General features: G+C 72.2%; 19 protein-coding genes. 9 read left to right on the plus strand and 10 right to left on the minus strand.

Annotated elements, in window-relative coordinates:
• Nucleotides 1–74: 74 nt before the first annotated feature.
• Nucleotides 75–1568 carry a CCA tRNA nucleotidyltransferase gene (locus ACEZDE_RS13075; RefSeq protein ID WP_380536123.1) on the minus strand — a complete coding sequence of 498 codons (1494 nt, stop codon included), beginning with the start codon at nt 1566–1568 and terminating at the stop codon, nt 75–77.
• 220 nt (nt 1569–1788) lie between these two features.
• On the opposite strand from ACEZDE_RS13075, the gene ACEZDE_RS13080 reads away from it, so the two are divergent.
• The 8 genes from ACEZDE_RS13080 to ACEZDE_RS13115 all read left to right on the plus strand — a co-directional run bounded on the left by ACEZDE_RS13080 (nt 1789) and on the right by ACEZDE_RS13115 (nt 13546).
• Nucleotides 1789–4287 (plus strand): DUF6049 family protein, encoded by a 2499-nt coding sequence (locus ACEZDE_RS13080; protein WP_380535819.1) that lies wholly within the window; start codon nt 1789–1791, stop codon nt 4285–4287.
• A gap of 66 nt (nt 4288–4353) precedes the next feature.
• Nucleotides 4354–6819: a murein biosynthesis integral membrane protein MurJ gene (gene murJ / locus ACEZDE_RS13085; protein ID WP_380535821.1), complete on the plus strand. Its 2466-nt coding sequence runs from the start codon at nt 4354–4356 to the stop codon at nt 6817–6819.
• A gap of 132 nt (nt 6820–6951) precedes the next feature.
• A complete protein-coding gene (locus ACEZDE_RS13090) occupies nt 6952–8916 on the plus strand; it encodes a protein kinase family protein (RefSeq protein WP_380535823.1) in 1965 nt (654 codons plus the stop codon).
• Between the two features lie 26 nt (nt 8917–8942).
• Nucleotides 8943–9764 (plus strand): RNA polymerase sigma factor SigM, encoded by an 822-nt coding sequence (gene sigM / locus ACEZDE_RS13095; RefSeq protein ID WP_380535825.1) that lies wholly within the window; start codon nt 8943–8945, stop codon nt 9762–9764.
• The gene (locus ACEZDE_RS13100) at nt 9761–10699 is read left to right on the plus strand and encodes an anti-sigma factor family protein (RefSeq protein ID WP_380535827.1); all 939 of its coding nucleotides are present in this window, start codon (nt 9761–9763) and stop codon (nt 10697–10699) included. The genes sigM and ACEZDE_RS13100 overlap by 4 nt, the downstream gene beginning before the upstream one ends.
• A 111-nt stretch (nt 10700–10810) precedes the next feature.
• Nucleotides 10811–11776 (plus strand): thioredoxin-disulfide reductase, encoded by a 966-nt coding sequence (gene trxB / locus ACEZDE_RS13105; RefSeq protein ID WP_380535829.1) that lies wholly within the window; start codon nt 10811–10813, stop codon nt 11774–11776.
• Between the two features lie 61 nt (nt 11777–11837).
• Complete coding sequence (gene trxA / locus ACEZDE_RS13110; protein ID WP_380535831.1) at nt 11838–12179, plus strand: thioredoxin; 342 nt, start codon at nt 11838–11840, stop codon at nt 12177–12179.
• Nucleotides 12180–12340: 161 nt separating this feature from the next.
• Entirely contained in the window at nt 12341–13546 is a 1206-nt protein-coding gene (locus ACEZDE_RS13115) for an N-acetylmuramoyl-L-alanine amidase (protein WP_380535833.1), read from the plus strand.
• Between the two features lie 129 nt (nt 13547–13675).
• Here the strand turns inward: ACEZDE_RS13115 and ACEZDE_RS13120 are convergent, their stop codons facing one another.
• The 9 genes from ACEZDE_RS13120 to rpmH all read right to left on the minus strand — a co-directional run bounded on the left by ACEZDE_RS13120 (nt 13676) and on the right by rpmH (nt 20675).
• The gene (locus tag ACEZDE_RS13120; protein WP_380535835.1) at nt 13676–14293 is read right to left on the minus strand and encodes a GNAT family N-acetyltransferase; all 618 of its coding nucleotides are present in this window, start codon (nt 14291–14293) and stop codon (nt 13676–13678) included.
• Nucleotides 14294–14377: 84 nt separating this feature from the next.
• Complete coding sequence (locus ACEZDE_RS13125; RefSeq protein WP_380535837.1) at nt 14378–15451, minus strand: ParB/RepB/Spo0J family partition protein; 1074 nt, start codon at nt 15449–15451, stop codon at nt 14378–14380.
• Nucleotides 15448–16464, minus strand: coding sequence for a ParA family protein (locus tag ACEZDE_RS13130; protein WP_380535839.1), 1017 nt, complete (start codon nt 16462–16464; stop codon nt 15448–15450). Before ACEZDE_RS13130 ends, ACEZDE_RS13125 begins: the two co-directional genes overlap by 4 nt.
• Before the next feature lie 475 nt (nt 16465–16939).
• Nucleotides 16940–17719 carry a 16S rRNA (guanine(527)-N(7))-methyltransferase RsmG gene (gene rsmG / locus ACEZDE_RS13135; protein WP_380535840.1) on the minus strand — a complete coding sequence of 260 codons (780 nt, stop codon included), beginning with the start codon at nt 17717–17719 and terminating at the stop codon, nt 16940–16942.
• Nucleotides 17720–17761: 42 nt separating this feature from the next.
• Nucleotides 17762–18298, minus strand: coding sequence for a Jag family protein (locus tag ACEZDE_RS13140; RefSeq protein WP_380536125.1), 537 nt, complete (start codon nt 18296–18298; stop codon nt 17762–17764).
• A gap of 128 nt (nt 18299–18426) precedes the next feature.
• A complete protein-coding gene (yidC, locus tag ACEZDE_RS13145; protein ID WP_380535841.1) occupies nt 18427–19665 on the minus strand; it encodes a membrane protein insertase YidC in 1239 nt (412 codons plus the stop codon).
• Entirely contained in the window at nt 19662–19994 is a 333-nt protein-coding gene (gene yidD / locus ACEZDE_RS13150; protein ID WP_380536127.1) for a membrane protein insertion efficiency factor YidD, read from the minus strand. Before yidD ends, yidC begins: the two co-directional genes overlap by 4 nt.
• 38 nt (nt 19995–20032) lie before the next feature.
• Nucleotides 20033–20515, minus strand: coding sequence for a ribonuclease P protein component (rnpA, locus tag ACEZDE_RS13155; protein WP_380535842.1), 483 nt, complete (start codon nt 20513–20515; stop codon nt 20033–20035).
• Nucleotides 20516–20537: 22 nt separating this feature from the next.
• A complete protein-coding gene (gene rpmH / locus ACEZDE_RS13160) occupies nt 20538–20675 on the minus strand; it encodes a 50S ribosomal protein L34 (protein ID WP_034089364.1) in 138 nt (45 codons plus the stop codon).
• A gap of 448 nt (nt 20676–21123) precedes the next feature.
• On the opposite strand from rpmH, the gene dnaA reads away from it, so the two are divergent.
• Nucleotides 21124–23232 carry a chromosomal replication initiator protein DnaA gene (gene dnaA / locus ACEZDE_RS13165; RefSeq protein WP_380535844.1) on the plus strand — a complete coding sequence of 703 codons (2109 nt, stop codon included), beginning with the start codon at nt 21124–21126 and terminating at the stop codon, nt 23230–23232.
• The last annotated feature ends 54 nt before the right edge of the window (nt 23233–23286 follow it).

Here is a 23286-nt window from a genome sequence, read left to right on the forward strand (position 1 = left end):
CGGCGGCTGACCCGCGCACCCCGCCGCACACCCCGCCGCGCGGTCGGCCGGGCGGCCGACCGGACCCCCTCGGGTCAGGCCTGCCGCCCGGCCCACCACTCGCGCAGCGCCGCCTCGGCCGCCTCCGGACCCGACGGGCCGTTCTCCAGCCGCAGTTCCAGCAGGAACTGGTACGCCTCGCCGACCGCGCGGCTGGGCCGCAGGCCCAGGATCGCCATGATCTCGTCGCCGTTCAGGTCGGGCCGGATCGCGCCCAGCTCCTCCTGCTCGCGCAGCACCGCGATCCGCTCCTCCAGGCCGTCGTAGGTCCGGGACAGCGCCGCCGCCTTCCGCCGGTTGCGGGTGGTGCAGTCGGAACGGGTCAGCTTGTGCAGCCGCTCCAGCAGCGGTCCGGCGTCGCGGACGTAGCGGCGCACCGCCGAGTCGGTCCACTCGCCGTCGCCGTAGCCGTGGAACCGCAGGTGCAGCTCCACCAGCCGGGACACGTCGGCGATCAGCTCATTGGAGTACTTCAGCTCCCGCATCCGCTTCTTCGCCATCTTGGCGCCGACCAGCTCGTGGTGGTGGAACGACACCCCGCCGCCGTCCTCGAACCGGCGGGTGCGCGGCTTGCCGATGTCGTGCAACAGCGCGGCCAGCCGCAGGGTCAGGTCCGGGCCGTCCTGCTCCAGCTCGATCGCCTGCTCCAGCACCGTCAGCGAGTGCTCGTAGACGTCCTTGTGCCGGTGGTGCTCGTCGAGTTCGAGCCGCAGCGCGGGCAGTTCCGGCAGCACCCGGGCGGCCAGCCCGGTGTCCACCAGCAGCCGCAGCCCGGCCCGCGGGTTCGGCGACAGCAGCAGCTTGTTCAGCTCGGCCTGGACCCGCTCGGCGGAGACGATGTCGATCCGCCCGGCCATCTCCGTCATCGCGGTGACCACCTCGGGCGCGACCTCGAAGTCCAGCTGGGCCGCGAAGCGAGCGGCCCGCAGCATCCGCAGCGGGTCGTCGGAGAAGGACTGCTCCGGGGTGCCGGGGGTGCGCAGCAGCTTCGCGGCCAGGTCGTCCAGGCCGCGGTGCGGGTCCACGAAGACCACCTCGGGCAGCGCCACGGCCATCGCGTTGACCGTGAAGTCGCGGCGGACCAGGTCCTCCTCGATGGTGTCGCCGTAGGACACCTCGGGCTTGCGGGAGTCGCGGTCGTACGCCTCGGAGCGGTAGGTGGTGATCTCGATCTGGAAGTCGAACGGCTCGCCGTGCACCGGGTCCGCGGCCGGCCGGGCCTTCTTCCGGGCACCGACGGTGCCGAAGGCGATCCCGACGTCCCAGATCGCGTCCGCCCACGGCTTCAGCAGGGCCAGGATCTGCTCCGGCCGGGCGTCGGTGGTGAAGTCCAGGTCGTTGCCGAGACGGCCGAGCAGGGCGTCCCGCACCGAGCCGCCCACCAGCGCAAGTCGAAATCCGGCCTGCTGGAAGCGCCGCCCCAGCTCGTCGGCGACCGGGTACGCGCCGAGGACCTCGCGGACCGCGGCCTGCTGCGCGGCGCTGAGGGCGTCGACCGGTCGGGAGTCGGTGGGATCGGTGGAATGCATGACGTTCGGCACGAGAGACAAGCCTACGTGCCGTGACACACCGTCCGCGCCTCGTTATGGCGGGAGGCGCCCGACCGCTCCGAGGCGCCGGATCGCACCCGGATGGGCGCTCCCGGCGGCGACGCCTCCCAGGCAACGTCGTTACGATGCCGGGGGAACCGGTCGGCAGCAGGGCCGTGGCAGGGCACCGAGAGCGACAGAACGGCGAGGGCGCGTGGGCGTGGCGGCACGGCACACAGGTCGCAGTACCCGGCTCGGCGGAAGCCGGTTCGGCGGGGGCCGCCGCTGGGAGCGTACGCGCCGGGCCGGCACGGTGCTGCTGGCCGCCGGCCTCGCCCTGGGCAGCGGCACCGCCCTGGCCCCCGCCGCGGGCGCCGCCCAGTACCGGATCGAGCCGGGCGCGGTCACCCCGGCCCAGGACCGGGCCGCCGCGGCCCCGGCCGCCGCCGTGGGCACGGTACGGGCCTCCGGCGAGCGCTACCCGGCGAAGGTCGTCCTCAGCGCGATCACCCCGGCGGTGCCGTCGCCGACCGGGACGATCACCCTCAAGGGCACCGTCACCAACACCGGGACCAGCACCATCTCCACGCTGCACGTGGGCGTGTGGGTGGATCCGCAGCCGCTCGCCAGCCGCTCCGACATCGCCTCGGTGGCCGACCAGGACACCCCGCAGAGCGGCGACCCGCAGGAGGTCGACCGCTACGACAAGGACCTCGGCGACCTGGCGCCGGGCGCGACCAGCCCGGTGTTCAGCCTGACCGTCGACATCGCCTCGCTGCAGCTGGGCGCCGACCACGTCTACCAGCTCGCGGTGGACGCCCAGGGCGCGGTGAGCAGCGCCGCCTACCCGCACCCGCTGGGCATCGCCAGGACCTACCTCCCGCTGTTCAGCAGCAAGGAGGACAAGCCCACCAGGATCGCCACACTGTGGCCGCTGGTGGAGGCCCCCCGGGTGCAGCCGCAGACCTACGCCGACGCCGCGGGCAACGAGGAGGCGGTGTTCAGCGACGACACGCTGGCGGCGGACCTCGGCGCGGAGGGCCGGCTGGGCCAGCTGGAGTCCATCGGCGCCGACCTCGGCCTGTCCGGGATGAAGCCGACCTGGGTGATCGACCCGGACCTGATCGCCGGCGTGCTGAAGATGACGCCCAAGTACCGGGTCGTCAGCGGGGACGACTCCCAGGGCGTCTCGGCGGGCTGCGACTGCACCAAGCCGGGCACCGGCACCGCCACCGCGACCGGCTGGCGCAACGCCCTGCAGACGGCGCTGAACGGCTTGGACGGCCAGCAGGTGATCTCCCTCCCGGCGGCCGACCCGGACCTCGCCTCGATCGCCCACAACGCCCCCGGGTCGAGCACGCTGAAGGACGCGGTCCAGGTGGCCGGGACCGACCTGGGTCAGGTCGGCCTCAACCCGCTGCAGGTGGAAGCCAGCCACAACGTCGCCTGGCCCTACCAGGGCTACCTGGACAGCTCGGTGGTCGCCCTGGCCCGCGACGCGGGCGACACCCGGATCGTCGCCAACGGCGCCAGCCTGCCGTCCCCCGGCCTCAACTACACTCCCGACGCCGCCCGTTCACTGGGCGGCGGGACCACCGCGGTCGCCGCCGACCCGACCCTGTCGGCGATCTTCGCCGGGGACCTGTCCACGCCCAGCGCGCAGACCATGGCCGAGCAGCGCTTCCTGGCCGAGACCCTGGCGATCACCCTGGAGCAGCCCAACAACCAGCGCAGCATCCTGATCCAGCCGCCGCGGAACATGTCCGCGAGCACCGCGCAGGTGCTGGCCGCGTCGCTGAAGGCGGCGGTGGCCGGCGCCTGGGCGACCCCGGCCGCCTTCGGCAGCGTCGCGGCGGCCAAGCCGTCCCCCGGCGCCGGGAAGGCCGTGCCCTCGCCGTCGTCCTACCCGGCCTCGGCCCGGAAGTCCGAGCTGAACGCGGGCGAGCTGTACGCGGTCTCCAACACCGAGGACAAGCTCGCCGAGCTGGAGAAGATCCTGGTCAACCCGGCCACCGTACGGACCGCCTTCAGCTCGGCGATACTGCGCTCGGTGTCCACCCAGTGGCGGGCCCAGCCGGGTCTCGGCGACAACTACCGCGACAACGCCGCCGACTACCTGATGAGCCTGTACAGCAAGGTGAGCATCCTGCCCAAGCCGGGCGGCACCATCACCCTCTCCGGCAGCGGCTCCGCCACCATCCCGATCACCGTGCAGAACGACCTGTCCCAGGGCGTGATCAACCTGGAGGTCGAGCTCAGCTCCACCAACGCGGCCCGGCTGAGCCTCGGCAGCCAGCAGTTCACCTCGGTCGCGTCCCGGCCGGTGGCAGCGGGCGGCGGCACCAAGATCACCATCAAGTTCCCGGTGAAGGCCTTCGCCAACAACAAGGTCCAGATGGTCGCGCAGCTCTACACCACCGCCGACCACAAGCCCTACGGCGACCCGGTCGGCTTCACCGTCGACATCACCAAGCTGCCCGGCGGCGTGATCGCGGTCATGGCCGGCGGCGGCCTGCTGGTGCTGCTGGCGGGCCTGCGGCTGTACTGGAAACGCAAGCACACCGCCGGCGGCCCCGACGGCGACACGGACGACGGCGCCGACGACACGGGCGACGGCGAGGGGGACGACCCGGCCGAGGGCCCCGAGGACGGCGGAACCGCCCCGACGACCGCGCGCGACGGACAACTCGCAGGTCACCCTCAAAAAAACGCGCCCTGATTCCCGGGGTGGCGGCCGACGGATGAGAGGGTGGTCCCTGAAGGACAAGCATCCGGAAGAGGTGGCATGAGCGCGCCGCGCGACGGCAGGACCCAGCAGGGACGCGGTGGACGCGGCCCCCACCGCGGTACGCCGCCCGCCGACCAGGTCCAGGTCCCGCAGCCGGCCGCCGAGGCCGTGGCCGATCCGTACCTGGACGAGACCTACGCGCACGACCCCTACGCCCAGGACCCGTACGCCCAGGAGCCCTACCCGCAGCAGGGCTACCCCCAGGACGGCTACCCCCAGCCGGGCCCCGGCTACCCGCAGCCCGGCCCGCAGCAGGGCCACCCGCAGCAGGGCGGCCACCGGCAGCGGGCCCACCCGCAGCAGCAGCCCGGCTACCCCCCGCAGGACGGCTACCCGCAGCAGCCCGCCGGGTACCAGCAGCCCCCGTACCAGCAACAGCAGCCGTACCAGCAGGACCCGTACGCCGGGGCCGGGGGCTACCCTCAGCAGCCCGCCCAGGACCCGTACCACCAGCCGCAGCAGTACCAGGACCCCGGACCGCAGCAGGGCGGCTACCCGCCCGGCCAGGCCTCCTACGCCCCCGCCCCCGGCTACCCGGCCGCCCCGGACGGGACCGCCCCGGACGGCAGCACCGTGCCCGGCTTCGGCCCGCCGCAGGGCTACGCCGACGTCGGCGTGGACGAGCTGCTCAGCCACGCCACCGAGAGCGAGCAGACCGCCCGCGCCCGGCGGCAGAGCCCCGCCGCCGACCCGTACGCCTACCTGTTCCGCGACGCCGACCAGGCCTACGCGCCCGGCACCTACGGCGCGGCGGGCGGCGACTCGGTCGCCGAGTCCACCGGGACCATGCCGCTGTTCCAGATCAACGTCTCCGCCGAGCCGGAGACCGGCGCAGGCGAGCCCGCCGCCAAGTCCGGCGGCCGGATCGGCGGACTGCTCGGCTCCAGCGCAGTCATGGCCGCCGGAACCCTGGTCTCCCGGGGCACCGGCTTCGTCCGCACCATGGTCATGGCCTACGCGATCGGCCTCTACGCCCTCGGCACCTCCTACAACGTCGCCAACACGCTGCCCACCCTGCTGTACATCCTGGTCGGCGGCGGCGCACTGAACGCCGTCTTCGTACCGCAGCTGGTCCGCAGCATGAAGAACGACGAGGACGGCGGCGAGGCCTACGCCAACCGCCTGCTCACCCTGGTCGTGGTGGGCCTCGGCGGCGTCGTGTTCGTCACCGTCCTGGCCGCACCGATCCTGGTCCGCCTGGTCTCCACCGAGGTCATGCGGGACCCGCAACAGGCCCAGGTCACCGTCTCGCTGGCCCGCTACTGCCTGCCCACCATCTTCTTCATGGGCGTCCACGTGGTGATGGGCCAGATCCTCAACGCCCGCGGCCGGTTCGGCGCGATGATGTGGACCCCGGTCCTCAACAACGTCGTCATCATCTTCACCTTCGGCATGTACGCCTGGGTGTACGGGCCGTACAGCCAGACCCACGTCACCCCGGACACCATCTCCCCCGAGGGCGTCCGGCTGCTCGGCATCGGCACCCTGCTCGGCCTCGTGGTCCAGGCCCTGTCGATGGTCCCCTACCTCTACAAGGCCGGGTTCACGTTCCGCCCCCGGTTCGACTGGCGCGGCCACGGCCTCGGCCACGCCGCCAAGCTGGCCAAGTGGACCTTCTTCTTCGTCCTCGCCAACCAGGCCGGCTTCCTCGCCGTCACCCAGCTGGTCACCCTCGCGGCCGGCGCCGACCGCGCCGGACTCGCCGCCTACTCCAACGCCCTGCTGATCTGGCAGCTCCCGCAGGCCGTGATCACCGTGTCGGTGATGAGCGCCGTGCTGCCCCGGATCTCCCGGGCCGCCGCCGACGGGGACGCCGCCGCCGTCCGCGACGACCTCTCCTACGGCCTGCGCACCTCGGCCGTCGCCATCGTCCCGGCCGCGTTCGTGTTCCTGTCGCTGGGCCCCTTCATCGGCCCGTCCCTCTACGGCTCCTCGGGCTCCTCGGTCGGCTTCATGCTCTCCGCGTTCGCGCTCGGGCTGATCCCCTACTCGGCCCAGTACGTGCTGCTCCGCGGCTTCTACGCGTACGAGGACACCCGGACCCCCTTCTACAACACCATCTGGGTGGCCGCCAGCAACGCCGCCCTGTCCGGGATCTGCTACCTGGTCCTGCCCCGGCACTGGGCGGTCACCGGCATGGCCTTCGCCTACGGCCTGTCCTACCTGGTCGGCCTGATGGTGGCGCTGCCCCGGCTGCGCAACCGGGTCGGCGACCTCGACGGGGCCAGGATCAAGCGCACCTACGGCAAGCTGATCGGGGCCGCACTGGTCCCGGCCGCGGTCGGCTACGTGCTCGGCCACCTGATCGTCCGCGGCATCGGCGGCGGTGTACTGGCCGACATCGCGGCCGTGGTGGTCGGCGGAACGGTGGAGATGGGCCTGTTCGTCGTCATCGCGCAGCGGATGCGGATCGAGGAACTCACCCCGCTGATCGGCATGGTGCGCTCGAAGCTCGGCCGCTGAGACCGGATCCCGCCTCGCCCGCGCAACCAACAGGGGGGATCGTGGGTCGTAATCGGATAGCGGGAGTTGGCACAATTGACCGTACGCCCCTCGGCACGACCTCGGGGGACACCAAGGGGAGGCAGGACGAAGGTGGCGGATCGCAGCAAGGCTCCGGTCGACACGATCGCGGAGAGCGGCGAACCGGACATGGAGGAACTCGTCACCGAGGCACGTCCCGCGGCCGGGACCGAGGGCCCCGACGCGGCGGCGGCCACCGACGAACCCGGCCCCGGGCCCGAATCCGAGGCAGCCACGGACGCCGGAGCTGACGCCGACGCCGGAGCTGACGCCGAAACTGACCCCGCCTCAACAGCCGACGTCACGGCGGACGCCACCCCCGGGACCAGGACCGAAACCGACCCCGCGACCGTCTCCGACACCGACACCGACACCGCCGACGCCACCGACGCCACCGCCCCCGACGAGCCCCCCGCCGCCGCGGCCGAACCCGCGGCCGAGCCGCCCACCCCGCTGCTCCCCGCGCCGGTGCGGCACAGCGGGGACCGGATCGCCGGGCGCTACCGGCTGGAGGAGTGCCTCACCCAGGCCGGGGTGTTCACCAGCTGGCGCGCCGTCGACGAGAAGCTGCGCCGCGCGGTCGGGATCCACCTGCTCGCCCCGGGACACGCCCGCTCCGAGGCCGCCGTCGCCGCCGCCCGCAGGGCCGCCCTGCTCGGAGACCCGCGCTTCGTCCAGGTGCTGGACGCGGTCGAGGAGGGCGGCCTGGTCTACATCATCCGGGAGTGGCTGCCCGACGCCACCGACCTGGGCACCATGCTCGCCGAGGGCCCGCTGGAGCCCTACGAGGCGTACCAGATGGCACGTCAGGTCACCGACGCCATCGCCGCCGCGCACCGCAGGGGCCTGTCCCACCTCCGGCTCACCCCGGCCTGCGTGCTGCGCAGCGACGGCGGCCAGTACCGGATCACCGGCATCGCCCTGGACTCGGCCCTGCACGGCCTGGACGGTGTGGACCGGGCCACCGCCGAGCGCCAGGACGCGCAGGCCATCGGCGCCCTGCTGTTCGCCTCGCTGACGCACCGCTGGCCGTACCCGGAGGACCGGCACGGACTGCAGGGGATGCCCCGGACCATCGGCGTGGTGCCGCCCGAGCAGGTCAGGGCCGGGGTGCACCGCGGGCTCTCCGACGTCTGCGCCCGGGTACTGTGCCCGACCCCGGTCCGGCACCTGGCACCGGTCACCTCCCCCGCGGAGCTGGCCGAGGCGCTCGACCGGGTGCCCCGGATCCGCCAGCCCGATCCCGAGCCGCTGGTGCTGCCCGAGTACCCGACCCGCAGCTACCCCGACTCGGTGCCGCTGAGCGGTTCCGCCGCGGTCCCGCCGCGCCGTCCCGGCCCGGCCGCGCCGGTCGCGCCGCCGGCCCTGCCCGGACGGACCGGCAAGGCGCTGCGCTGGGCGATCTCGCTGGTGGTCCTGGCCGCGGTGGGCCTGGGCAGCTGGGGCACCGCCGAGGCGCTGATGGCGAAGACCCCGGCGACCACCGGCGGCAACCAGGTCGGGGCCGGTGTCGGCCCCGGCGGCAAGCCCACCCCGGCCGCGTCGCAGCAGGCACTGAAGCCGCTGCGGATCACCGGCGCGGTCGAGTTCTCCCCCCGGGGCGTCCCGATAGCGGCCGACCAGGCGCCGCTCAGCGTCGACGGCAACCCCGGCACCGCCTGGATGACCTCGCAGTACCGGAACTACCCGAACTTCGGCAACATCCCCAGCCGCGCCGACGGCAGCGGCATCGTGGTCGACCTGGGCAGTGTGCAGAGCGTCTCCGCGGTGAAGCTGACCCTCCCGGTCGCCGGGGAGACCCTGGAGGTGCTCGCCGCGCCGGCCGACGCCACCGCCGCCCCCACCCAGGGCAGCGCCCAGTTCAGCCAGCGGGTCTCCAACCTCGGTCCGGTCGCCGGTACCAGCTTCACCAGCGACACCCTGGCCACCCCGGTCCGCACCCGCTACCTTCTGATCCACCTCACCAGCCTTCCCGCGGACCCCACCAGTCCCAACAGCTACCGCGGCGGGATCTCGGAGATCCAGGTCCTGGGCTGACGGCCCGCAACGGGGGAAGATCGACAGTGGCAGAACCGTCCGGGGACGAGCGCCCCGCAGCGCAGTCGGCCGCGGAATCGGGCGCCGAGTCCGACGCGGCGCTGCTGGCCCGCCATGTCGCGGGGGACCACGACGCCTTCGGGGTGCTCGTCGCCCAGCACCGCGACCGGCTCTGGGCCGTGGCGCTGCGCACCCTCGGCGACCGCGAGGAGGCCGCGGACGCGCTCCAGGACGCCCTGGTCTCCGCCTTCCGCGCGGCGCACACCTTCCAGGGGCGGTCGGCGGTCACCACCTGGCTGCACCGGATCGTGGTAAACGCCTGCCTCGACCGGGCCCGCCGCAGCGCGACCCGGCGCACCCGCCCGCTGGACGACGCGTCCGAGACCCTGCTCGGCCTGGACGAGGGCGCCGACGTCTCCGCCGAGCGGGGCGAGCTGCGCCGGGAGCTGGGCGACGCGCTGGCCACCCTGCCGTCGGAGCAGCGTGCCGCACTGGTGCTGGTGGACATGCAGGGCTACCCGGTGGCCGAGGCCGCGGAGATCCTCGGCGTCCCGGTCGGTACCGTGAAAAGCCGCTGCGCCCGCGGCCGGGCCCGGCTGGTCCCGCTGACGGCGCACCTGCGGGCCGACGTTTCACGTGAAACACAGCCGCGTGAAACACAACCGCGTGAAACACCAGCGCTTGAAGCACCGGCCCGTGAAACACCGCCGCCCGAAGCGGGAAGGAACCCGAACGGGGGCACGTCCGTCCCACCCACGCCAGGTCCGCACGAACCAGGTCCGCCGGGTCCGCACCCGGACAGCCGGAGATCCGACGCCCCCCGCGCAGGAGGTGAGCAGCCGACATGAACCCCACCCCGCCGAACTCCGCCCCGGACGCCTTCGGGCACCCGTCCGTCGAGACCGTCGCGGAGTACCTGGAGGACCTGCTGCCCCCGGCGGACGCCGCACAGCTCGGCGCCCATCTCGCCGACTGCGCGGACTGCGCGGAGACCCTCGCCGCACTCCGGGAGGTGAGCGCCCTGCTGGAGGCGTCCCCAGCGCCGGTGCTGCCCGACGACGTCGCCGTCCGCATCGACGCCGCCCTCGCGGCGCAGGCCCTGCTGGACGCCGCCCCCGACCCAGGCCCGGGGCCCGCCGCGCCGAAGCCCCTGAAGACCCCCGGGGCCGCCGACGACGCGTCCACCGCCCCTGGAGGGCCTCGCGGTGCCGCCGCGCCCGCAGGGACCGCCCCAGGCGGCGCACGGCCCCCCGCGGGTCCCGGTCGCGGCCGGAGCCGGGGCTGGCGACGGGCGGTGCTCGGCCTGGCCGCGCTCGCCGTGGTCGGTGTAATCGGCACCGCGATCGTGCAGAGCGGCGGCGGCGCGGTGCAGACCAGCGGCACCGCGAAGTCCGCGAGCGGCACCGGCGCGCAGCCGCCCTCGGCCGCGGTCGCCGCGGGCATCCCCTCGCTCGGCGCCCTCACCGAGGCGAAGCTGCCGCAGCAGCTCAAACCGCTGCTGCTGCCCGGCACCGCCGGTCTGCACCCGCAGGTGCAGACCGGAACCGCCAACGCCCCCGCCGCCTCCGCGGGCCCGGCCGACCTGCCGTCCTGCGTGCTGACCGCCGTCGGCCGCACCGGGCAGGAACCGCTGGGGGTCGGCCGCGGCGTCTACGCCGGCACCCCGGTCTTCGCCCTGGTCTACACCGACCCCGCACACCCGCAGGGCCCGGCCGACGCCTACCTCGTCGACGCCTCCTGCGCCCGCGGCGTCCTGCTTCGGCAGACCGTGGCGCGCGACTGAACCGCCGGGAATGCGGGACACTGGGGAACCGTTGAGCGGGATGGAACGAGGCAGCGGTGCCTTCCGTCTCGCCGGCCCCCAAGGCTTGCGAAGCGATTCAGGAGATGTGCAGTGAGCGACGTCCGCAACGTGATCATCATCGGCTCAGGCCCGGCCGGGTACACGGCCGCCCTCTACACGGCACGTGCCTCCCTGCAGCCCCTGGTGTTCGAGGGGGCGGTGTCGGCCGGCGGCGCGCTGATGAACACCACCGAGGTGGAGAACTTCCCCGGGTTCCAGGACGGCGTCATGGGTCCGGACCTGATGGACAACATGCGCGCCCAGGCCGAGCGCTTCGGCGCCGAGCTGGTCCCGGACGACATCGTCTCGGTCGACCTCAGCGGCGACATCAAGACCGTCACCGACTCCGAGGGCACCGTGCACCGCGCCCGCGCCGTCATCGTCAGCACCGGCTCGCAGCACCGCAAGCTCGGACTGCCCCGCGAGGACGAGCTGTCCGGCCGCGGCGTGTCCTGGTGCGCCACCTGTGACGGCTTCTTCTTCCGGGACCAGGACATCGTCGTGGTCGGCGGCGGCGACACCGCCATGGAGGAGGCGACCTTCCTGTCGCGCTTCGCCAAGTCCGTCACCGTGGTCCACCGCCGGGACAGCCTGCGGGCCAGCAAGACCATGCAGGACCGGGCGATCGCCGACCCCAAGATCAGCTTCGCCTGGAACAGCGAGGTGGCCGAGATCCACGGCGAGACCAAACTGAGCGGGCTGACCCTGCGCGACACCGTCACCGGCGAGACCCGCGAACTGCCGGTCACCGGCCTGTTCATCGCCGTCGGCCACGACCCGCGGACCGAGCTGTTCAAGGGCCAGTTGGCGCTGGACGGCGAGGGCTACCTCACCGTCGACGCCCCCTCCACCCGTACCGACGTGGCCGGTGTCTTCGGCGCGGGCGACGTCGTCGACCACACCTACCGGCAGGCGATCACCGCGGCCGGGACCGGCTGCGCCGCCGCCCTGGACGCCGAGCGCTACCTGGCCCAGCTGGCCCACACCGCGAGCCTGACGGCCGTCGGCGCGGTCTGACCCCGCCCCCGCCGCTCACCCCGACCCCATCCCGCTTCCCCCGCACACCCGAGGAGACACCGTGGCCGGCGCCACCATCACCGTGACCGACGACACCTTCGACGCCGAGGTGCTCAAGAGCGACAAGCCCGTGCTGGTCGACTTCTGGGCCACCTGGTGCGGCCCGTGCCGCCAGGTCGCCCCCGCCCTGGAGGAGATCGCCGCCGAGTTCGGCGACAAGATCACCATCGCCAAGCTGGACATCGACGCCAACCCCGCCGTCCCGGCGAAGTACGGCGTGCTCTCCATCCCCACCCTGAACGTCTACCAGAACGGCGAGGTCGTGAAGACCATCGTCGGCGCCAAGCCGAAGAGTGCGCTGATGCGCGACCTGGCCCCGTTCATCCTCGGCGACGAGGGCTAGCACCGGGACCGCGCACAGCAGCCGACCGCGCACCGCGGATCGACGTCGGGGCAACCACCGTACGGTGGTTTCCCCGACGTCGTTGCGGGCGGTACGGATGTTTCACGTGAAACGGCGCGTACGATCATGGCAGTCCATGAGGAGGAGGGGACCCTCGCATCATGACCCAGCAGCATCCGGCCCACACCTACCGATGGAAGCTCGGTGACACCGGGCCAGCAGTCGCCGAGATCCGTTTCAAGCTCAGCCTGCTCGGCCTCCTGCCCGGCACCGAGGACGGGACCGCGGGCGGGACCGGCTTCGCCGCGGACCACGACCGGCACCGCCAACTGGCCTCCGCCTCCTCGCTGTTCGACCCCGCGGTCGACGCCGCGGTGCGCCACTTCCAGCAGCAGCGCGGACTCACCGCCGACGGTGTCGTCGGCCCGGAGACCTACCGGCACCTCAACGAGGCCCGGTGGAGACTCGGCGACCGGGTGCTCAGCCATGTCGTCAGCAACCTCCAGGTCGGTGACGACGTCGCCCAACTCCAGCAGCGGCTGCTGGACATGGGCTTCACCCCGGGCCGGGTCGACGGCATCTTCGGACAGGACACCGCCCAGGCCCTCAGCGAGTTCCAACGCAACATGGGACTGCAGCCGGACGGCACCCTCGGACCCGCCACCTTCACCGTGCTGGCCCGGCTCGCCCGCACCGTCGTCGGCGGCGCCCCGCACGTGATGCGGGAGACCGAGATGCTGCTGCACTCCGGCTCCGCCCTGGCCGGCAAGGTCGTCATCATCGACCCCGGACACGGCGGCGAGGACACCGGCGTCACCGCTCACAGCCACACCGAGGCGGCCATCGTCTGGGACGTCGCCACCCGGCTGGAGGGACGGCTGACCGCGCTCGGCGTCCGCAGCTACCTCACCAGGGGGGCGGACAACGGCGGCGACGAGATCCAGCGGGCCCAGTTCGCCAACGCCACCGGGGCCGACCTGATGCTCTCGCTGCACCTCGACGGACACAGCAATCCGCACGCCTCCGGGGCGTCCAGCTACTACTACGGCGACGACAGCCGAGGGCGCTGGTCGCACACCGGCAAGCAGTTCGCCGGGCTGGTCCAGCGCGAGCTGGTGGCCCGCTGCGGCTTCGGCGACAACCGCAGCCACGCCCGCACCTGGACCCTGCTGCGCTCCACCCGGATGGCCGCGGTACGGCTGGAGCTGGGCTACCTCACCAACATCCAGGACGCGGTCCGGCTCTCCTCCCCGGCGCTCCGGGCCCAGGCGGTGGAGGCCATCGCCGTCGCGGTCCAGCGGCTCTACCTGCCGCCCGAGGACGACGCCCCCACCGGCGTGCTGCACCTTCCGGCGGGGACGGTCTGAGACCGTCGGGGACCGGTCGGCCCGCGGCTCGGCCTGGGCTCGGCCGGGCCGCTGTTTCACGTGAAACACGCACCCGGCCGAGCCGCCCCGTCTCCGCCGCCCCGTCTCCGTCGCCCGTCTTCCGCCGGACTACAGCGGTCGCAGCGTGGGCTCCTTCTGCACCGCGCCCAACAGCCGCTCCAGGGCGACCTCCATCTCCCCCTTCCAGGAGATCGCCGAGCGCACCTCCAGCCGGAGCCGCGGATACCGGGGATGCGTCCGCACCGTCTTGAACCCCACCGCCAGCAGATGGTCGGCCGGCAGCACACAGCTCGCCTGCTGCCAGCGGGCGTCACCGAACGCCTCGATCGCCTTGAACCCCCGCCGCACCAGATCCTTGGCAACGGCCTGCACCAGGGTCCGGCCGATCCCCTGCCCCTGGAATCCGGGCAGCACCATCGACGTCATCAACTGCACCGCGTCAGGGGAGATCGGACTGGTCGGAAAGGCCAGCGCCCGCGGCACATACGCCGGGGGAGCGTAGAGCACAAACCCCGCCGGGACGTCGTCCACATAGGCGATCCGCCCGCAGGAGCCCCACTCCAGCAGCACCGCCGAGATCCAGGACTCCTTCTCGGCCCCCGCCACACCCGCCTTCACCGCCGCCTCGCCGCTGACCGGGTCCAGCTCCCAGAACACGCAGGAGCGACACGTCAGCGGGAGGTCGGCGAGCGAGTCGAGAGTGATCGGTACCAGCCTGCGTCCCATGCTCCACACTGTAGACCGCGACGCCGAGGGGCCCCTGTTTCACGTGAAACAGGGGCCCCTCATGGCGTACCGACGGACCGTCGGCTAGGCCTCCTCGTCCACGTCTGCCTTCTCCTGCTTGAGCACCTGGCCCTCGCCCGGGGCGAACAACGCCAGGATCCGGTCCAGGTCGTCCATCGAGGCGTACTCCACCACGATCTTGCCGCGGTCCTTGCCCAGCTCGACCTTCACCCGGGTGTCGAAGCGGTCGGACAGCCGGCTCGCCAGACTCGCCAGCGCCGGGTGCACCCGCTTCCCGGCCCGCGGCGCCTGCGCCTTCTTCGCGGGCCCCTGCTCCAGCTTGGCCAACTGGACGATCTCCTCGACCGTCCGCACCGAGAGCCCCTCGGCGTTGATCCGCGCCGCCAGCGCCTCCTGCGCCTCTGCTCCCTCCAGCCCGAGCAGCGCGCGGGCATGGCCGGCCTGCAACGCCCCCGCCGCCAGCCGCCGCTGCACTGCGGGCGGCAGCTTCAGCAGCCGGAGGGTGTTGGACACCTGCGAACGCGAGCGCCCGATCCGGTCGGCCAGCTCCTCATGGCTGCAGGAGAAGTCCCGCAGCAGCTGGTCGTAGGCGGCGGCCTCCTCCAGCGGATTGAGCTGGGACCGGTGCAGGTTCTCCAGCAGCGCGTCCAGAAGCAGCTTCTCGTCGTCGGTCGCCCGGACGATCGCCGGGATCGCCGACAGCCCCGCCTCACGGGAGGCACGCCAGCGGCGCTCGCCCATGATCAGCTCATAGCGGTCCGGGGAGACCTGACGGACCACCACCGGCTGGAGCAGACCCACCTCCTTGATGGAGTGGACCAGCTCGTTGAGCGCCTCCTCGTCGAAGACCTCACGCGGCTGGCGCGGGTTCGGCGTGATCGCGTCCAACGGGATCTCGGCGAAGTACGCACCGTCCACCGCACGCAGCGGCGAGACGTCCGCCGTTTCACGTGAAACAACGGTCTCCAGGGTGCGCTCCAGCGTGCTCACCGCACCCGAGCCGCCGAGTGCGGGCACCTCGCTGGGCGCCAGGGAGCCGCCGATGGCCGGGGAGGCAGGCCTGCTGCTCTCCGGGCCCGAGGCCGCCGGGATCAATGCCCCGAGGCCACGCCCAAGACCTCTACGACGCTCACTCACCGGTTACCCTCCATCGTGCCGTGCCCTGCGGTCTCGTGCTGCGACGCCTCGTACTGCCCCGACTGTCCCGACCCGTGCGGCTCGGCCATCCGCCGCGGCTGCTGCGGGTAGACGGCAGCGGCACGCGCGTCCTTGTCGGCCCCGCGCAGGGCGATCTCCTTGGCCGCCTCCAGATAGGAGAGCGCCCCGGTCGACCCCGGGTCGTAGGTGAGCACGGTCTGCCCGTAGCTGGGGGCCTCGGAGACCCGCACCGAACGCGGGATGCTGGTCCGCAGCACCTCGTCGGCGAAGTGGCTCCGCACCTCGTCGGCGACCTGGGAGGCCAACCGGGTCCGCGCGTCGTACATGGTCAGCAGGATCGTCGACACATGCAGATGCGGATTGAGGTGCGCCCGCACCAGGTCCACATTGCGCAGCAGCTGACCCAGGCCCTCCAGTGCGTAGTACTCGCACTGGATCGGGATCAGCACCTCGCGACCGGCCACCATGGCGTTGACGGTGAGCAGCCCCAGCGAAGGCGGGCAGTCGATCAGGATGTAGTCGAGCGGCTGCTCATAGGCCTCGATCGCCCGCTGCAGCCGACTCTCCCTGGCCACCAGCGAGACCAGCTCGATCTCAGCCCCGGCCAGGTCGATGGTCGCGGGGCAGCAGAACAGGCCCTCCACGTCCACCACCGGCTGGACCACGTCGGCCAGCGGCTTGCCCTCGACCAGGACGTCGTAGATCGACGGGACCTCGGCGTGGTGGTCGATGCCCAGCGCAGTGGAGGCGTTCCCCTGCGGGTCCAGGTCGATCACCAGCACCCTCGCGCCGTGGATGGCCAGCGAGGCCGCGAGGTTCACCGTGGTGGTGGTCTTGCCCACGCCGCCCTTCTGGTTGGCGACCACCATCACCCGGGTGCTGGCCGGGCGGGGCAGAGCTTCTCCGACACGGCCCAGCGCCTCGACCGCGGCCTGTGCGGTACGTCCGATGGGGGTGTCGTCAATCAGCGGGGTGAGTTCCGAGTCCTGCATGGGCGTCAGTGTTTCATGCTGCACACGCGTGCGGGCGGTGGCCCCCGAAGAAGATGCTGTTTCACGTGAAACAGGCGGCACCGCTCGACGGTTTCCGGCCCGGGGGCCGGGCAACGGCTCGACATGAGTGTCACTGGGCAAGGGTGTGCCCCCCTCTCCGTCCTGGCTGTCGCTGAAATCATCGCGCAGCCCAGCGGGGGAGGGGGACGGTTGTGGCCCTTCTGGACCCTTCAGCGACAGATCTTCACCCGAACGACGACTGTACTGAGCGGCGGCACGGCTGCGGCTCAGGATCCCAGGGAGCAGAGAGCGACGTTTCACGTGAAACACGATGCCCGTTTTAGGACAAATCTGATGGTTCGACACTCCGGTCAACCCGGGGCAGCACAAAGGCCCCTGTTTCACGTGAAACCACGTGCCCCAGGGGCCCTCAACGCCTTGAACCAGTCAGCGGACCGGAGCGGTGCGCTCCGGGTCAGCGCCGCCGCCGCGGAGCGGACGCCCCGGCCCCGCCGGTCCTGGCCCGACCGGCCCGCGCCGCCTTCGCCCGACGGGTCGCCGCCTTGACCCCGCCCGGACTCTCGCCGACCTTGACCCGCACCACATGGGCGGGCGTCTCCACCACGCCCTCGCCCGCGGTGCCGACCGACCACTCCCGGGCCCCCAGCTTCACCAGGGCAGCCTTGTGGTCGATCAGCTCCTGCTCGGCCGAGTCCCCCTTGAGCGCCAGCATCATCCCGTAGGGACGCAGCAGCGGCAGCCCCCAACCGGCCAGCCGGTCCAACGGCGCCACCGCGCGGGCGGTCACCACGTCCACCGACAGCTTGCCGATCATCTCCTCGGCCCGGCCCCTGAGCACCGTGACATTGTCCAGACCCAGCTCCTTGACCACCTCCTCCAGGAAGGTGGTCCGCCGCAGCAGCGGCTCCAGCAGCGTGATCCGCACATCGGGCCGCACCAGCGCCACCGGGATCCCCGGCAGCCCGGCACCCGAGCCGACGTCGCAGAGCGAGGCGCCCTCGGGCAGCAGCTCGCTCAGCACCGCGCAGTTGAGGATGTGCCGCTCCCACAGCCGCGGCACCTCCCTGGGCCCGATCAGACCGCGCCTGACCCCGGCGTCGGCCAGCAGCTCGGCATAGCGGACCGCCTGCGGGTAGCGGTCCCCGAAGACCTTCCTGGCGACCGCCGGAGCCTCGGGGAGCTCCCTGGAGAACTCCTCCGCCGCCGGTTCTGGCACCGACTCGGCCTCTGACATCGCTGACCCTCTCCTCAAAGCACCAGTGGTGGGACAGCGGGCCTAGACCGGCAGGACGACGACCCGGCGCTGCGGCTCCTCGCCCTCGGACTCGCTGCGCAGCCCGGCCGCGGCCACCGCGTCATGGACCACCTTGCGCTCGAACGGCGTCATCGGCCGCAGCTTCACCGGCGCACCGGCCTCCTTGGCCTCCTTGGCCGCCTGGGCGCCCAGCTCGGCCAGCTCGGCCCGCTTGTGCGCACGGAAGCCCGCGATGTCCAGCATCAGCCGGCTGCGCTCACCGGTCTCCCGGTGCACCGCCAGCCGGGTCAGCTCCTGCAGCGCCTCCAGCACCTCGCCGTCCTGGCCGACCAGCCGCGACAGCGACCTGTCCGCGCCCGGACCCTCGCCGATGATGGACACCGAGGCGCGGTCGCCCTCCACGTCCATGTCGATGTCCCCGTCGAGGTCCGCGATGTCGAGCAGGGCCTCCAGGTAGTCGGCGGCGATCTCGCCCTCCTGCTCCAGGTGGCCGAGAGCGTCACCGGCCTCCGCGTCGACCGCCGGTGCCGCGGCCGACGGCTCCGCGCCCTGCGACACCGCGTCCTGCGGCTCTGCGCTCTGCGGCTCGACGTTCTCGACCGGCGTCGCGGTGCCGTCCGTCACGGGTGGACTCCTTTGGATTCTGTTGGTGCCGACAGGGGTGGAGCGGGGGCCGAGCGGCTGCGCTAGGACTTCTTCTTGGCGTTGGAGCGTCCGGCCGGCTGCGGGTTGCGCTTGGCCGGCTGGTTCCGCTTCTGCCCGCTGTTCTGGGCCGGGGTGCTGCCACCCGAGGCGGCGCCGGCACCGCCGCCGGTCTTGGCCCGCCCGCGGGCCTGCCCGCCCACAGCGGGGGCTCCGGCCGCCGCCGGGGCCTTCTTCTCGGTGCTGCCCGCCTTGTCGGCGGTCCGGGTCTGCTCGGTGGCGGTCCTGACCACCGCGTCGGCCGGGGCGGTGCCCGCGCTGCCGCCGCTCTGCCGCTGGGACTTGGTCTGCCGCTTCGGCTGCTGCCTGCGCACCGGCGCGGCGTCCTCGACCGGAGCCTCCTCGACCGGGGCGCCGCCCTTCACCAGGCTGGCCAGACCGGCCTTCACCGGAGTGCCGTCCGCGTTCAGCTTGCCGGCCGCCTTCAGCCGCTCCTGGCGGGCCTTGAAGGCCACCGAACCGGGCGTCGGGTTCTGCCGGATGATCACCAGCTGCTGGCCCAGGGTCCACAGGTTGCTGGTCACCATGTAGATCAGCACGCCGACCGGCATGTTGGTGCCGATGAAGATGTAGATGACGGGGAAGACGTACATCATCATCTTCTGCTGCTGCATGTACGGCGTCTTGACCGAGAGGTCGACGTTCTTCGTCATCAGCTGGCGGGTGGTGAGGAACTGCGTGAAGCACATCGTCAGGATCATGACCGCGGTGACGATCTTGACGCTGGTCAGCGGCGAGTTGAAGAAGGTCGCCGACAGCGGGGCGCCGAAGATCCTCGCGTGCTGCGCGCTGATCAGCAGCGTCGGGGTGATCACGCCGACCGTCTTGTCGTGCGCGACGTTGCTCAGCACGCCGTACAGGGACATGAAGAACGGCGACTGGATCAGCAGCGGCAGGCAGCTCGACGCCGGGTTGGCGCCAGCCGTCTTGTAGAGCTTCATCTGCTCTTCGGCGAGCTTCTGCCGGTCGCCCTTGTAGCGGTCCTGGAGCTTCTTCAGCTCCGGCTGCAGCGCCTGCATCGCCCGCATGGACTTGGTCTGCTTGATCGTCAACGGGATCATGCAGGCGCGGACCAGGATCACCAGCGAGACGATCGCCAGACCCCAGGCCCAGCCGCTGTCAGCAGGGAATCCCTTGCTGTACAGCGAGTGGAACTGGACGATGATCCATGAGACGGCTGTGTACAGCGGACTGAGGATCGAGTCGAGAAACCCCACGGTCATGCTCCTTGGGCGTTGGTCGAGGGAGTCGGCGCGTCGGCGCCGCTCGAGGTGTGGGGTCCCACGTCACGAGACGGAAGGCTGAGCACCCACCGGTACCAGACAGGGCGCTTGCGCGCGGGCACGTAGTCGATGCCGCCCGCACTCCACGGATTGCAGCGGAGGATGCGCCACACGGTCAGGACGGTGCCCTTGACCGCGCCGTGCACCTTGATCGCCTCGAACCCGTAGCGGGAGCACGAGGGGTGATAGCGGCAGACCGGGCCCAGCAGCGGACTGATCGTCCACTGGTAGACCCGGATCGACGCGAGCAACAGGTACTTCCCCGCCAACAGCGCGGCCAGGCCGATCACTGCTATCAGCAGGTACGTCACTGTCCTGTTCCCGTCGGCGAGGGTGCGGTACCGGAGGTACGGGGCCGCCCGCCCCGGGGGGCGGCCAGCTTCCGCAGTGCGGAGTCGAGATCACGTTCCAGGTCCGCGAAGTCCGCCGTCCCGGCAGGGGGCAGCGCGCGTACCACTATCAGGCTACCTGCGGGCAGGTCCAGTAGACGCGTGGCTACGAGGTGACGAAGGCGACGCTTCACGCGGTTCCGGACCACCGCGGGTCCGACGGCTTTGCTGACGACAAAACCCGCACGCACCGGAGAGGGGTCCTCACCGGTGCTGTGCGGGTCCGTTGACGGCAGAACCGTGGATGCCACAGGGTCGCCCTCGCCGTACGGCCCGCCGGTCGCGGTCCCAGCGTTCTCGCTGAGGTGCACGACCAGCAGGGGACGTCCGGCGCGGCGGCCCCGCCGCACCGCGATCGCGAAGTCCTGGCGCCGCCTCAGCCGATGTTCGGGGGGCAGCACGACATGACCTGGTCTCTGAAGATCAGGCGGACAGGCGGGCGCGGCCCTTTTCGCGGCGGGCCGCGAGGATCGCGCGACCGGCACGGGTACGCATCCGCAGGCGGAAGCCGTGCGTCTTGGCGCGACGGCGGTTGTTCGGCTGGAAGGTGCGCTTGCTCACGAGGGGGCTCCAGGGTGAATCGAAGGGTGGCGGGGCGTCGATAGCCGTCACCGTGCGTCCGCGCGATCGCCATAGCCGTTATGTACGGTGATCCACGACGCCCGTAGCAGCGCGCCTTGGTGTGCGGATAATCCGCGGGCATGCGGCAGCGGCCATCGACAACTCGACCTCGTTACGGTACGCGGAACGGGCTCCGCGGGTCAAACCCGCCCGGAGGCCCCCGCCGCCCGGCCCCGTGGAACCACCGGGCTCCCCGCCGCGGAACCGCCGGGGGAACCGGGCGGGGACAAGGCGAGTCCGCGGTCTGCGACACTGCTGTACACAGCCTGTGGACAAGAACTTGAACGCAGCCCCTCGGCCTGACTACCGTTGGCAGACTCTCCCGACCTCCTTCCTCATCCTCCCGGTCCTCCCCACCCGTCCCGGTGGAACGAGAAAGCGTGCACCAGTGGCTGATACGAGCAGCGAGCTTGCGACCGTGTGGACACGGATCGTCGAGCGACTGGGCAACGACCAGGGGATCAGCCCCAAGGACGCGCAGTGGGTCCAGCGCACCCAGACCATGGGCCTGATGGTGGACACCGCACTGCTGGCGACCCCCAACGAGTACGCCAAGGGGGTGCTGGAGGGACGGCTGCTCCAGGCCATCACCGAGCTGCTCAGCCACGAGTACGGCCGGCCGATGCGGATCGCGGTGATCGTGGACGCCAACGCGGCCCCGCTCGGCCCGCCCCCGGCGGCCCAGGAGCGCGAGCCCGACCCGCGCCCGGCCCCGCAGCAGCAGCCCGGCGACTACCCCCCGTACGGCCAGCAGCAGCCGCAGCACCGTGACTACACCCAGGGGTCCGGACCGGGCCAGGGCTCGGGCCAGGGGCCCGGCGGCTACGAGGGCTACGAGGGCTACGAGCGCCGTGCCGACCACACCCCCTCCTCCCCCTACCAGCAGGAGGGCTCCCCGTACCAGCAGGAGCCGCCCTACCCGCAGGAGCGCGGCGGCTACTACGGCGGGCAGAACGGCCCCGGCGGACCCGGCGGCGGCTACCCCGGCTCCTTCCCCGGCCGCTCCGCGCGCGACCCGCAGGACGAGTGGCCCCCGGCCGCCCCCGCGCCGCAGCAGCAGCGGCCCTGGGAGCGCGGCCCCGAGGAGCCGTTCCGCCCCTCCGGCCGCCAGGACGACGCCCCCGGCCGCCCCGACGACCGCGATCCGGGCCGCGACCAGGGCCGGGAGCACGACCGCGAGCCCGGACGCGAGCCGGGCCGGGACCAGGCCCGCGACCTCAACCGCGATCGCGACCTCGGCCGGGACCCGGGACGGGACCTCGGCAGAGACCTGGCCCGGGACCCCGCCCGCGAGCACGGCCGCGACCTCGTCCGGCGCGGCCCGGACGACGGCGGCGCCGAGCGCGACCACCTGCCCGCCGTCCGCCCCGAGAACGGCCCCGGCGGCCCCGGCGGACTGCCGGACCGCCCGGACCGCCCCGGCGGCGGCTCGGCCGGAGGCCCGGTGCTGCCGCGCAAGGACGAGCCGGCCGCGCGGCTGAACCCCAAGTACCTCTTCGAGACCTTCGTCATCGGCTCCAGCAACCGCTTCGCGCACGCCGCCGCGGTGGCCGTCGCCGAGGCGCCCGCCAAGGCCTACAACCCGCTGTTCATCTACGGCGAGTCCGGCCTCGGCAAGACCCACCTGCTGCACGCGATCGGGCACTACGCGCGCAGTCTCTACCCCGGCACCCGGGTCCGGTACGTGAGCTCGGAGGAGTTCACCAACGAGTTCATCAACTCGATCCGGGACGACAAGGGCGACGGCTTCCGGCAGCGCTACCGGGACATGGACATCCTGCTGGTCGACGACATCCAGTTCCTGCAGAACAAGGAGTCGACCCAGGAGGAGTTCTTCCACACCTTCAATACCCTGCACAATGCCAACAAGCAGATCGTGATCTCCTCCGACCGGCCGCCGCGGCAGCTGGTCACCCTGGAGGACCGGCTCCGCAACCGCTTCGAGTGGGGGCTGACCACCGACGTCCAGCCGCCGGAGCTGGAGACCCGGATCGCGATCCTCCGCAAGAAGGCGATCCAGGAGCAACTGAACGCCCCGCCCGAGGTGTTGGAGTTCATCGCGTCCCGGATCTCGCGCAACATCCGGGAGTTGGAGGGTGCGCTGATCCGGGTGACCGCCTTCGCCAGCCTCAACCGGGCGCCGGTGGACCTGCAGTTGGCCGAGATCGTGCTCAAGGACCTGATCCCCGGCGGCGAGGAGGCCGGCCCGGAGATCACCGCGACGGTCATCATGCAGCAGACCGCCGCGTACTTCGGGCTGAGCGTGGACGACCTCTGCGGCTCCTCCCGGAGCCGGGTGCTGGTCACCGCCCGGCAGATCGCCATGTACCTGTGCCGGGAGCTGACCGACCTGTCGCTGCCCAAGATCGGGGCCCAGTTCGGCGGCCGGGACCACACCACGGTGATGCACGCGGACCGCAAGATCCGCACGATGATGGCCGAGCGCCGGTCCATCTACAACCAGGTCACCGAACTGACCAACCGCATCAAGAGCTGAATCCACTCCCAAAATTGTTGCCTGGATACACGGGCACCAACATGTTCAAGTCGA

The sequence above is a fragment of the Streptacidiphilus cavernicola genome (assembly GCF_042510955.1).
GTDB lineage: Bacteria > Actinomycetota > Actinomycetes > Streptomycetales > Streptomycetaceae > Streptacidiphilus > Streptacidiphilus cavernicola.